Below are 3,071 nucleotides of genomic sequence, written 5' to 3'. Positions count from 1 at the left end.
TGGCAGGCCAGCCACTGACCGTCCGGGGAGTGGATCACCCGCGAGACCGGTCCCTCGACCGGAAGCGTCACATCACGCGACGAGCTGGCCCGCCAGCCACGCAGAAAGCGTTGTACCGCGCGGGGATAGCCGCCGTCGACGAGGTGGGCGAACGCCGTGGCGTCCGGCGACAACGATGCGCCGTAGATCTCACGCACCTGCCCCATCGTGTCAGCCCTCCATATCGAGCCCGCGGCCCGGCAAGTCAGGGAGGGCGCCCGTCAGCTTGGTAACTCGCCGGGATAGCAAAAACGCCGGAACGCCGCCCACGCTCGCGACGGGCTCCATTGCCCATTGTGTTTGGCCCGGGCCATCGGATAGAAGCACAACCCGATGAGGACCGACGTGGAATGGCCTATCGCGGTGAAGTTCAGTCCATGCCTGGTCATGGTCAGCAGCGGAAAGCCGAAGATGATCAGCAGCACCGAGATAGAGTCAGCGCCACGGCCACTCGATGCGGTAGCTGAGTACGGCCATGATGGTGACCAAAAAGTAGCTGACCCCGATGTCGCAGTAATGCACCAGGCGTTCCGGCGCATCGTGTTCCTCGATCGCGAAGTACAGCACGCTTTCGCTGATGTGGATCGACAGGATGTGACCGGTCAATCCGATGGTGAGCCACTTCAGGTGGCCGAGCCAGTGCTCGACCGGGGCGAGGAACAGGGTGAACAACAGCAGGTAGGGCTCCAGGTGTTTGCCGTCGATCCACAGCAGGCTGGAGAACAGCACGGTGAGCGGGTCGGTGTCCAGTTCGTGAATGTTGGTGGACCGGCGCAGCAACACCGAGTGCAGTTCGCGTCCGGGGAGCTCGTTTTGGATGATCGTCGTGATCAGCAGGACGGCCAGCCAGCCGTAGGTGGGCAGAGCGCCGCTGACGAAATGCCAAACCGCGAGCGCCCGGCTCCGTAGTCGCGCCCCCACCGATGCATTCGCCACGAGGTGCGTCCGGCAGCGCGGTGCGCGACGGCATCACCGCGAGCAGCATCGCCGCGTCCACGTCGTCATCGGCGGCTGGAACGGCCGTCGGTCCCGCACCGTCTGCACCGCCACGAACATGGCGAAGACCGCCAGCGCGATCAGCACGCCGAGGACGACCACCCCGAATGCGACCGTGCTCGACGCAGCGGACCACGTCCACTTGGTAGGGGCTGAGCAGGTTTGCTTCGTCGACGCGGTTCACCTGGATGTCCCACGACAGAATCCGATCCACCAACGTCACCGTGGCCGCCAGCCGGACGCTCCCCGACCCGGACAACAGTTCGGCGGTGATGGGCCCCGAATGATATTCATCGAAGGGCTATTCCGCGACCTCGCCGACCACGGCCAGCGGCACCCGGAACACATCGGGCACAGTGCCTTTCAGCAGGTGCGTTGCTGGCCGTCACCGCGGAGGTGACGCTGATGGTGAGGTCTTCCTTGAGGCTGTGGGTTTTCGGGTCCAACATGTTGGGGCCGGGCGCGACGTTGACGTTGGCGACGATCAGGCTGTTGGTGGTCTGGATTTCCTGCACGTCGATGGTCACCTTGGGCACGTCGAGGGCGGTGAAGCCGCGGACGACGACATTGCGGTGCCCCATGCCGCTGCTGATGTACAGCGCCGATCGACGCGAGGTAGGCGACGACGAGCAGCACGACACCAGCGATGCCGAGCCTGGTGCGCCGTCTACTCAACAGTGACCGACTTGGCCAGGTTTCGTGGTTTGTCGACGTCGTAACCGCGCGCCTGCGCCACGGCTGCGGCGAAAACCTGCAGCGGGATGGTCGACAGCAGGGGCTGAAGAAGTGTTGATACCGAAGGGATTTCGATCAGGTGATCGGCGTAGGGCCGCACGGTGTCGTCGCCTTCTTCGGCAATGACGATCGTCACCGCGCCGCGGGTCTGAATCTCGCGAATGTTGGACATCAGCTTGGCGTGCAGCGTAGCCGATCCCTTGGGTGACGGCATCACGACGATGACCGGCAGGTCGTCTTCGATCAGCGCGATCGGGCCGTGCTTGAGCTCGCCGGCGGCGAAGCCCTCGGCGTGCATGTAGGCCAGCTCCTTGAGTTTCAGCGCGCCCTCCAGAGCCACCGGGTAGCCGACGTGGCGCCCCAGGAACAGCACCGTCGAGGATTGCGCGAACCGGTGGGCCAGCGCCGACACCGGTTCGATCGTCGCGAGCACCCGCGACACCAGATCCGGCATCGCTTCCAACTCGTGGTATTCGCGTTCGACCTCGTCGGGATACTTCGTGCCGCGGGCCTGCGCCAGCGCCAGCCCGACCAGGTAGTTGGCGGTGATCTGGGCCAAAAATGTCTTCGTCGAGGCCACCCCGATCTCGGGTCCGGCGCGGGTATAGAGCACCGCGTCGCACTCGCGCGGGATCTGGGAGCCGTTGGTGTTGCAGATCGCCAGCACCTTGGCCTTTTGCGCCTTGGCGTGCCGGACCGCTTCCAGAGTGTCCGCGGTCTCCCCGGACTGCGAGATGGCCACCACCAGCGTGCTGCGGTCCAGAACCGGGTCGCGGTACCGGAATTCGCTGGCCAGCTCGACCTCCACCGGAAGCCGGGTCCAGTGCTCGATCGCGTACTTGGCCAGCAGACCGGAGTGATAGGCCGTGCCGCAGGCGACCACGAACACCTTGTCGATCTCGCGCAGTTCCTGATCGGAGAGCCGTTGTTCGTCGAGCACGATGCGGCCGCTGACGAAGTGCCCCAACAGCGTGTCGGCCACCGCGGTGGGTTGTTCGGCGACCTCCTTGAGCATGAAGTACTCGTAGCCGCCTTTTTCCGCGGCGGACAGGTCCCAGTCGATGTGAAACTCGCGCGCATTCGCGTCGTCGGGGTTGCCGTCGAAATCGGTGATCCGGTAGCTGTCCGCGGTCAGCACGACGCACTGGTCCTGGCCCAGTTCGACGGCGTGGCGGGGGGGAGGGGTGCAGGCGGGGCCCCCCGGGCCGGCCCACATGCCGCCCGCCCCGCCCCCCGCCCCCCGCCCGGCGGGGCGCCGGGCGGGCCCGGCGGCGCGCGGCCGCCCGTGCGCGGCGGGCCCC

At 66.3% G+C, this 3,071-nt stretch carries 2 protein-coding genes and 3 pseudogenes; all 5 read right to left on the bottom strand.

Going from position 1 to position 3,071, the window contains the following annotated elements; all coding sequences use genetic code 11:
* Nucleotides 1-206: pseudogene (locus tag FQ389_RS17465) on the bottom strand (S9 family peptidase); the annotation flags it as partial.
* A 54-nt stretch (nt 207-260) separates the two neighbouring features.
* A pseudogene (locus FQ389_RS17460) lies at nt 261-975 on the bottom strand (rhomboid-like protein).
* Between the two features lie 33 nt (nt 976-1,008).
* Nucleotides 1,009-1,182, bottom strand: a pseudogene (locus FQ389_RS17455) (DUF4436 family protein); the annotation flags it as partial.
* A gap of 143 nt (nt 1,183-1,325) precedes the next feature.
* Nucleotides 1,326-1,676, bottom strand: coding sequence for a DUF4436 family protein (locus tag FQ389_RS17445; RefSeq protein WP_144209895.1), 351 nt, complete (start codon nt 1,674-1,676; stop codon nt 1,326-1,328).
* A 26-nt stretch (nt 1,677-1,702) separates the two neighbouring features.
* Nucleotides 1,703-3,071: glutamine--fructose-6-phosphate transaminase (isomerizing) (gene glmS / locus FQ389_RS17440; protein WP_260860873.1), on the bottom strand; the 1,369-nt coding region annotated here is incomplete at its 5' end.

The organism is Mycobacterium tilburgii, from assembly GCF_902168065.1.
Lineage (GTDB): Bacteria > Actinomycetota > Actinomycetes > Mycobacteriales > Mycobacteriaceae > Mycobacterium > Mycobacterium tilburgii.
The sequence above is the reverse complement of the archived record's forward strand: the minus strand, read 5'-3'. Positions and strand labels throughout refer to the sequence as shown.